Annotated in this window: 8 protein-coding genes and 1 rRNA gene; 3 read left to right on the forward strand and 6 right to left on the reverse strand. The window is 67.6% G+C overall.

All coding sequences use genetic code 11. The features are described from left to right. Position 1: 1 nt before the first annotated feature. The 4 genes from tatC to ABE546_RS17555 all read right to left on the reverse strand — a co-directional run bounded on the left by tatC (position 2) and on the right by ABE546_RS17555 (position 2505). Positions 2–751 (reverse strand): twin-arginine translocase subunit TatC, encoded by a 750-nt coding sequence (gene tatC, locus ABE546_RS17540; protein ID WP_102788725.1) that lies wholly within the window; start codon positions 749–751, stop codon positions 2–4. Further along, positions 748–1290 (reverse strand): Sec-independent protein translocase protein TatB, encoded by a 543-nt coding sequence (gene tatB / locus ABE546_RS17545; RefSeq protein ID WP_313211934.1) that lies wholly within the window; start codon positions 1288–1290, stop codon positions 748–750. Before tatB ends, tatC begins: the two co-directional genes overlap by 4 nt. Before the next feature lie 15 nt (positions 1291–1305). Continuing rightward, a complete protein-coding gene (gene tatA, locus ABE546_RS17550; protein ID WP_019185586.1) occupies positions 1306–1533 on the reverse strand; it encodes a Sec-independent protein translocase subunit TatA in 228 nt (75 codons plus the stop codon). A 75-nt stretch (positions 1534–1608) separates the two neighbouring features. Further along, the gene (locus ABE546_RS17555) at positions 1609–2505 is read right to left on the reverse strand and encodes a YSC84-related protein (RefSeq protein ID WP_313211935.1); all 897 of its coding nucleotides are present in this window, start codon (positions 2503–2505) and stop codon (positions 1609–1611) included. A 187-nt stretch (positions 2506–2692) separates the two neighbouring features. On the opposite strand from ABE546_RS17555, the gene hemH reads away from it, so the two are divergent. The 3 genes from hemH (at position 2693) to ABE546_RS17570 (ending at position 6601) form a co-directional block, all read left to right on the forward strand. Next, a complete protein-coding gene (gene hemH / locus ABE546_RS17560) occupies positions 2693–3655 on the forward strand; it encodes a ferrochelatase (RefSeq protein ID WP_346464594.1) in 963 nt (320 codons plus the stop codon). Continuing rightward, on the forward strand, positions 3652–4500 hold the full coding sequence (locus tag ABE546_RS17565) for an alpha/beta hydrolase (RefSeq protein WP_346464595.1): 849 nt from the start codon (positions 3652–3654) through the stop codon (positions 4498–4500). Before hemH ends, ABE546_RS17565 begins: the two co-directional genes overlap by 4 nt. Positions 4501–4864: 364 nt before the next feature. Next, on the forward strand, positions 4865–6601 hold the full coding sequence (locus tag ABE546_RS17570) for a methyl-accepting chemotaxis protein (RefSeq protein ID WP_346464596.1): 1737 nt from the start codon (positions 4865–4867) through the stop codon (positions 6599–6601). Between the two features lie 6 nt (positions 6602–6607). Here ABE546_RS17570 and ABE546_RS17575 read toward each other — a convergent pair whose 3' ends face one another. Together ABE546_RS17575 and rrf are read right to left on the reverse strand one after the other, a co-directional pair. Continuing rightward, positions 6608–7525, reverse strand: coding sequence for a D-2-hydroxyacid dehydrogenase family protein (locus ABE546_RS17575; protein ID WP_346464598.1), 918 nt, complete (start codon positions 7523–7525; stop codon positions 6608–6610). Continuing rightward, positions 7516–7605, reverse strand: a 5S ribosomal RNA gene (gene rrf / locus ABE546_RS17580); the annotation flags it as partial. The genes ABE546_RS17575 and rrf, both read right to left, overlap by 10 nt.

Below are 7605 nucleotides of genomic sequence, written 5' to 3' on the forward strand. Positions count from 1 at the left end.
CTTACTCCGGCTGCTCTTTCCCGCCCGGGCGGGGCACCAGCCAGCGCGCGGCGTGGATGCCCAGTTCGTAGAGCAGGCACATCGGAATGGCCAGCATCAGCTGCGAGACCACGTCCGGCGGCGTCAGCACCGCGGCCAGCACGAAGATCCCGACGATCGCATAGCCGCGACCTTCCTTGAACTGCTGCGGCGTGATCCAGCCCAGCAGCACCAGGATCACCATCGCCACCGGCAGCTCGAAGCTGGTGCCGAAGGCGAAGAAGATCGCCAGCACGAAATCCAGGTACGCCGTCGCATCCGGTGTGATCGCAATCACCTCCGGGCGGAACGTGGTGAGGAAGTGGAACACCGCCGGCAGCACCAGGAAGTACGCGAACGCGCAGCCCAGATAGAACAGCAGTACCGACGAGGCCAGCAACGGTACCGCCAGGCGTTTTTCGCGGGCATACAGGCCCGGTGCCACGAACGACCACAGCTGGAACAGCAGCCACGGCACGGCGATGAACACCGCCACGAAGAAGGTCAGTTTCAACGGCGCGAAGAACGCGCCGGCCGGATTGGTCGCGATCATCGTCTGCCCGTTCGGCAGCTGCGAGATCAGCGGTTCGGCGATCATCGTGTAGATCTGCCGCGAGAACGGCATCAACCCCAGCAGCACCACGCCCAGGCCGATCAACGCGCGCACCAGGCGCGCACGCAGCTCGATCAGGTGTTCGACCAGCGAACTCTCGTTGCTTTCATGCTCGCTCATCGCGGTGCCTCGTCGTTCGGCGGCGTGGGCACAGGCGTAAGCGGCGCGGTGTCAGTCGACGGCGGCAGGGCCGCCGGCGGATCTGCACGCGGTGCGCTGCCATCGATGCCCGGCGGCGCCATCGCATCGCGCGGCGGCTCGGCCTCCTCGGGGGCCACCACATGCTGGGCCACGCTGGCCGGGGAACCTGGTGCGGGGCCGGTCATCACCGGTTCGTCGTCCGCAGCCGCGGCGACGTCATCGCCCTGCCGTGCCACGTCCTGGCGCATCTGCTCGGCCTCGCGGCGCACCGCTTCGCCACTGGCGCGCAGCTGCGACTCGGTATCGCGCATCGAGGTTTTCACATCATCGAACTGCCGCTTGATCTCTTCGGCGTGCAGTTCACGCTCGAGCTCCTGCTTCACCGAATCCCACTGGTTGCGGGCACGGCGCACCCACAGCCCGGCAAAGCGGGCCGCCTTGGGCAGCCGCTCGGGGCCGAGGACGACCAAGGCCACCACCGCGATGACCAGCAGTTCACTGAAACCGATATCGAACACGCCAAGCCGCCCGGATCAGCGCGGGTCGCGGTCGTGCTCGGTCTGCGACGTCGTCGTCGAGTCCTGCGGACGCGAACTGTCGCTGAGCTGCGCGTTCGGCTTGTCCTCGTCGCGCATGCCCTTCTTGAATTCCTTGACGGCGCTGCCAAGGTCCTTGGCGCCGCTGGTCAGTTTCTTGGTGCCGAACACCAGCAGAACGATGACCAGCACGACCAACCAATGCCAGATGCTGAAACTGCCCATGACTCGCTCGCGTTACGTAGTGATCAGACGGTTGAGCATAGCGCACCGGCGGTAAGCCGGCGCGCGTGACAAAAGTCAGTTGCCGTCCAGCGATTCGGTCCGGACTTCACCGTCGCCAACCGGCTGGAAGCCCTGCTGCGGGGCCGGTTGCGCCGGCACGGACTGCAGCGGGGCCGTGGTCGCGCCAGCAGGGGCCGGGGCAGGTGCCTGTTCAGGTCGAACCGGTACGGCGGCGGCGCGCGGCGCAGCGGCCGGCGCTGGGGCATTGCCCGCAGTGCCGCGCTTCTCGCGGGCGGTATAGGTGGCTTCCTCCAGGCGATCACGGAAGGCGACCACGTCCACCGAGGGCGGCTCGCCGACACGGCCTTCGAACACCATGCGCGGCGTGGTGTTGCTGCCGTAGGCGTCCAGGTTGGCGGCATCGTCGATCTGCAGCACGGCGCCATCCAGCGCCACACCGGCGAACAGGCCACGGGCGCGCGACCAGGACCAGATCTCAGCCTTCAGCTGGCCATCGGTGGCGGCGGCGGCGTTGCGACCGACCGGTCCGGCGGCGACGCCGGCATCGGCGCCCAGGGTGAACTTGCCGTTGACGAGATTGTCCAGGCTGCGGTCGTTGCGGAACACCAGCACCACATCGGAGGACTGCACGCCGGCCTGGAAGCCGATGCTGCCGCCGGTGAGCTTCACGAACACCGGGTTGGACCAGCTGCCATCGGGCGTCTTGACGGACATCAAGCCATGGCCGCGACGGCCGCCGATCACCAGGCCGGCCTTGATCGTATCGGGAATGACGATGACCGCTCGGCCTTCGTCGAGCAGCTTGTCGGGAATCCCCTGCTCGGGGATGTCCTGGATTTCATTCAGGACGCGCACGGCATTGCGGGCGCGCTGGTCCTCCTGTGGCCCGGCCATGGCCTGGGTCGACAGCAGGCTGGCGGAGATCAGCAGAACAAGGCTGAGGCGGCGCATGGGTGGGCTCCAGAAAGTCGATTCATACAAGATAGCGGCAGGTACGACCGGGGTCGATACGCTTCTCGACGTTAGAAGGCCGGCGATGAATCGGCAATGAGTATTCCTGGCTATCGATATGCACGCTGGATCGCGTTCATCATCCAAATCCATCCCGCCAATCGCGCAGACCTGCGAGAATGGCGGCATGCTCGACGCACCCGACACCGCCGTGCTGGCGGTCAATCTAGGCACGCCCGAGACGCCAACCGCCCCGGCGGTGCGTCGCTACCTGGCTGAGTTCCTCAGCGATCCGCGCGTGGTCGCGATTCCGCCGCTGTTCTGGAAACCCTTGCTGTTCGGGCTGATCCTGCCATTGCGCAGTGGTCGCTCGGCCGCCAAGTACGCCCAGGTCTGGCTGCCAGAGGGCTCCCCGCTGATGGTCTACACGCGCCGGCTGGCCGAGGCCATGCAGGGCCTGATGCCCGATCTGCGGGTGCGCCATGCGATGCGTTATGGCGCCCCGGCGCTGCCGGCCGAGCTGGACCGGCTGGCCGCCGAAGGCATGAAACGGATCGTGGTACTGCCGTTGTACCCGCAGTATTCGACCACCACCACGGCCTCGATCGAGGACCAGGTGCGCGAATGGCAGCCCAAACACCCCGGGGTCACTGTCACCCTGGTGCGCGATTACGCGGTCGATCCGGACTGGGTCGCCGCCGTCGCCGGCAGCATCCGCCAGTGGTGGGAGCAGCATGGCCGCGGCGAGAAACTGGTGTTTTCTTTCCACGGCATTCCGCAGCGCCTGGCCGATGCCGGCGATCCGTATCCGCAGCGCTGCGAAGCCAGCGCCCACGCGATCGCCCAAGCGCTGGAGCTGCCCGACGATGCCTGGCAGCTGACCTACCAATCCCGTTTCGGCCGTGAGAAATGGCTGCAGCCCTACGCCGAGCCGACCCTGTGGGCGATGGCCGAAAAGGGCGTGCGCAGCATGGACGTGGTCTGCCCCGGCTTTGCCACCGACTGCCTGGAAACGCTCGAAGAAGTGGCCATGGGCTTTACCGAGACCGTGGCCGAGCGCGGCGCGACGATGCGCTACATCCCCTGCCTCAATGACGCGCAGGCGCATGCGCTGGCGCTGTCGCGGCTGAGCATCGCGGCGCTGGCATGACGCTGGAGTCGTTCTCGCTGTCGGTCGCCGGCAGCCCGGTGGCTGGCCTGCGTTCGGGTGCTGCAGGGGCCACCCGCGTGTTGGCGCTGCACGGCTGGCTCGACAACGCGGCCAGCTTCGTGCCGCTGGCCGCGCAACTACCGGATCTGGCGCTGGTCGCGATCGATCTGCCCGGCCACGGCCACAGCGCGCATCTGCCGCCCGGCACGCAATACAACACGCCCGGTGCGATCTGCCACGTGCTCGACGTCGCTGATGCGCTGGGCTGGGACCGCTTCGTGCTGCTCGGCCACTCGATGGGCGCCGGCATTGCCAGCCTTACCGCGGCGGCCGCACCCGAACGCGTCGAGCGCCTGATCGCGATCGAGGCCCTCGGCGGTCTGCGGGGCCCGGAGAATGAAACCGCACAGCGCCTGCGTGAGCATGTGCGTGCCGCGCGGGCGCTGCCCACCCGCAGACTGCGCGTGTTCCCCGATCTGGCCGCACCGATCCGCGCCCGCATGATGGCCAACCAGCTCAGCGAGCCGTGCGCGCGCCTGCTGGTCGAACGCGGCGTCAAGCCGGTTGAAGGGGGTTTCAGCTGGTGCAGCGATCAGCGCCTGATGCTGCCCACCGCGATGCGCCTGAGCGAAGCGCAGATCGACGACCTGCTCGCCGCGATCGAATGCCCGACCCAGGTGATCTACGCCACGCCAGCGCAGTCGTATTACCCGGAGCCGTTGCGCAGCCAGCGCATCTCGTTGCTGCGCGAAGGCCGCTTGGCGGTGTTCCCGGGCACGCATCATCTGCACATGGAGCATCCGCAGGTGGTCGCTGAGGTGATCCAGGGCTTCCTCGCCGGGTAAGCCCTGCACGGTGCGACACACGGTCGCACTCAACTTATCCCGGCAACGACCGATACCGATGATGCAGGCCGATCTTCGTCGGCCGCACTGTCGTCGCTTGCTCCGCCGTTGCGAAGCCGCGCATCACCCAGGCTTCCAGGGAACGTCGTCGCAATGCCGGATTGGCCGTGCCATCGCCCACAGGACCGGGCCATGCCGGCGGTGATCGCCACCGCCGACACGGCACCTGCCGTCACCTGCTCTGCGCGTGCCCCCCTGCTTCCTTCCGCTGCTGCACCCACCGCTTCGCCGGTGACGGGTGTGGCATCCGCCTGCGCGCGATCACGCCGCGGGCTTTCCGTTTTCTGCTGATTCTGGAGCCCTCATGTCCGCCATGCCCGATGCCACCTCCCGCCCACCCGATCTGCTGGGCACGCGCACGTCCCGGCCGTCCACGGATGCCGCCTATCTGATCTCCGCCGGGGTGCTGCTTGCCGCCGCGGTAACCGCCGCGATCTGGCAGCGGCAGCCTTGGGCGCTGCTTCCGGTGGCGGTCGCGGCCGTGCTGTTGGGCCTGGTCGCGCTGCGCGTGCGGCAGCAGGGCCAGGCGTTGCGGCAGGCAGAGATGCGGTCGGTCTCGCTGGCCGCGGAGGCAGCCCGCGCGCAGGCGCGCGACAGTGTCGAACATACGCACGATGCCCAGGTCCGGCAGGCGCTGGATGTCTCCCGCACCGCAATGATGATCGCCGACAATGACCACGTGATCCGCTACGTGAACCAGTCGGTGGTGAGCTTGCTGCGCAACCAGCAGACCAGCCTGCGTGAGGCCTTCCCCGACTTCGACGCCGAGCGCCTGGTCGGCAGCAGCATCCACCGTTTCCATGCCAATCCGGAACGCATCCGCGCCATCCTCAATACGCTGATGGTCACCCATCACGGGCGTGTGCGGATCGGCCCGGTGCACTTCGCCCAGGTTGTCACGCCGGTATTCGATGCGAAGGGCCAGCGCCAGGGCTTCGCGGTGGAATGGCATGACCGCACCCACGAACTGCTGCTGGAACATGCCGTGGCCGATATCGTCGAGGCCGCCAGCAAGGGCGATCTTGATCGCCGGCTGCAGGCCACGGACGGAGGCGCGAGCTTCCTCAACGGCCTGACCGGCGGCATCAATCAGCTGCTGGACAGCGTGGGTGGCACGGTCGGTGAGATCCGCCGCATGCTCTCGGCACTGGCCGATGGCGATCTGGACCAGCGCATGCGGGGCGACTTCCACGGGTCGTTCCAGGCCATGCAGCGCGATGCCAATGCGACGGCGGAGCAACTGACCGCGATGGTCGAACGGATCAAGCAGTGCACCGGCTCGATTTCGCTGGCCGCCAGTGAGATCGCCAGTGGCAACGATGATCTGTCCGAGCGTACCGAACGCCAGGCTGCCCATCTGGAGGAAACCGCCGCCTCGATGGAGGAGCTGACCTCCACCGTGCGACAGAATGCCGAACACGCGCGCCAGGCCAGTGCGTTGGCGCACGGCGCGCATGACGTCGCCACCCGCGGCAGTCGGGTGGTGAGCGAGGTGGTGACCACCATGGACGCCATCCAGACCGCCTCTCACCGCATCGGCGACATCACGCGCGTCATCGACGGGATCGCCTTCCAGACCAATATTCTTGCCCTCAACGCCGCCGTGGAAGCAGCACGTGCAGGCGAGCAGGGCCGCGGCTTCGCGGTGGTGGCCAGCGAGGTACGCAGCCTGGCCCAGCGTTCGGCCGAGGCCGCCAAGGAGATCAAGGGCCTGATCGATGCCTCCGTGGTACAGGTTGCCGACGGCGCGCGCCTGGTCCAGGACGCCGGGCAGACCATGGGCGAGATTGTGAGCAGCGTGGCCGGTGTCAGCGGCATCATGGCCGAGATCTCTTCGGCCTCGCAGGAGCAGGCCGCCGGCATCGATCAGGTCAACCGGACGGTGGCGCAGATGGACGATGCCACCCAGCAGAATGCGGCGTTGGTCGAAGAGGCGAGTGCAGCGGCACGCCTGTTGGAGGCGCAGGCTGCCGACCTGACCCAGGCAGTGGCCGTGTTCCGTCATCAGCAACAGGCGTACCGCCCGGCCGCGGTGGCCTGACCGGCGTCAGTCCAGCACGCGTTTCGGCGCGCCCTGCAGCCAGGCGGCGATAGTCTCCACCCCCTGGCCGAAATAGTCCCGGTAATTGCGCGCGGTGACGTAGCCCAGAGGGGGCGTCGCCAATACGTTGGGCAATGTGCGCAGCGGATGCCCGGCCGGGAGGGGTTCGATGTCGAAGACATCCAGGCCAGCACCGGCGATGCGCTTGTCAGTCAGGGCGTCGATCAACGCCTGCTGATCGATCCGGCCCGCGCGTGCGGTATTGATCAGACATGCGTGTGCCGGCATGCAGGCCAGCGTGTCGGCATCCACGATCGCGGGGCTGCGTTCGCCCAGGACCCGGTGCAGCGACACCACCTCGCTGCCAGCGAACAGGGCCTCCTGCGATGTAGCCCATTGCACCGCCGCCGCACGTGGCGCGTCGAGATTCGGACGCCCTGCACTGACCTGCATCCCGAACGCCTGGCCGATCTGCGCCACGCGCTGACCGATCTTCCCCACTCCCAGCAGTCCCAACCGCGCACCATGCAGGTCACGGCCGACCGTCTGCTGCCACGGCCCGTCGCTGCGCAATGCATTGGCCTCAGGCACCAGGTGGCGCATCAGGCCGAGGATCAGCGCCCAGGTGATCTCCACGGCAGGCTCGGGATGGCTGTCGGTGCCGCAGACGATGACGCCCTGCGCTTTCGCTGCCGCGACATGGATGGCCGCATGGCGCATGCCGCTGGTGATCAGCAGGCGTAGACAGGGCCGGCGGGCCAACAGTGCCGCGGTGATCGGTGTGCGTTCGCGCATGGCCACCAGGATGTCCGCATCGCTGAGCGCGGCGACCCGTGCGTCCGTGATGGGAGGGGCTGAAACGCAGACAAAAAGAAAACCCCGCTGCGTGAGCAGCGGGGTTTTCGGGGTAAAAACCCTGGCGATGACCTACTCTCGCATGGCTTAGGCCACACTACCATCGGCGCAGCTGCGTTTCACTTCCGAGTTCGGGATGGGATCGGGTG

The sequence above is a fragment of the Stenotrophomonas sp. TWI377 genome (assembly GCF_039674525.1).
Classification (GTDB): domain Bacteria; phylum Pseudomonadota; class Gammaproteobacteria; order Xanthomonadales; family Xanthomonadaceae; genus Stenotrophomonas.

Bases quoted from the DNA above. Each gene is read 5' to 3' on its own strand.
- ABE546_RS17570 (WP_346464596.1), top strand. From the start codon at position 4,865: ATGTCCGCCATGCCCGATGCCACCTCCCGCCCACCCGATCTGCTGGGC.
- hemH (WP_346464594.1), top strand. From the start codon at position 2,693: ATGCTCGACGCACCCGACACCGCCGTGCTGGCGGTCAATCTAGGCACG.
- tatC (WP_102788725.1), bottom strand. From the start codon at position 751: ATGAGCGAGCATGAAAGCAACGAGAGTTCGCTGGTCGAACACCTGATC.
- ABE546_RS17565 (WP_346464595.1), top strand. From the start codon at position 3,652: ATGACGCTGGAGTCGTTCTCGCTGTCGGTCGCCGGCAGCCCGGTGGCT.
- tatA (WP_019185586.1), bottom strand. From the start codon at position 1,533: ATGGGCAGTTTCAGCATCTGGCATTGGTTGGTCGTGCTGGTCATCGTT.
- ABE546_RS17555 (WP_313211935.1), bottom strand. From the start codon at position 2,505: ATGCGCCGCCTCAGCCTTGTTCTGCTGATCTCCGCCAGCCTGCTGTCG.